General features: G+C 48.4%; 1 protein-coding gene. It reads right to left on the bottom strand.

The window, feature by feature from the left end; all coding sequences use genetic code 11:
• Positions 1-127 precede the first annotated feature (127 nt).
• Positions 128-320, bottom strand: a 193-nt coding sequence (locus ACNKXV_RS13915; RefSeq protein WP_417908318.1) for a hypothetical protein, incomplete at its 5' end; no start/stop codon positions are given.

Below are 320 nucleotides of genomic sequence, written 5' to 3'. Positions count from 1 at the left end.
GTGAAAAGTTCCACTCCGTCAAAACCCAGGTTGGCGACCTTTTTTAAACTTTCTTCTAAGTCATGCCAAAAGATCCAAGGACCTTGAGTCATGGTTTCGATCAGGTTAAGGGTGACAGCGGATCGGATCATTGGTCTTCGAGGTTGAGCATGATTTTGATGATTCCCTGTGGGTTTTTGGCCCAAGCGTCCATGGTTTCGGGTGCTTCATCGATCGCGATCACTTTGGATATGACGGCATCCACGGGAAATTTTCCTGCTTCGAGGTAGGCGATCACCTCAGGGAAGTCGCTCTTCCCAACACAATTTCGCGAACCCAAA

This window comes from Christiangramia aquimixticola, assembly GCF_048285835.1.
GTDB lineage: Bacteria > Bacteroidota > Bacteroidia > Flavobacteriales > Flavobacteriaceae > Christiangramia > Christiangramia aquimixticola.
This window is presented reverse-complemented; position numbering and strand designations above follow the sequence as displayed.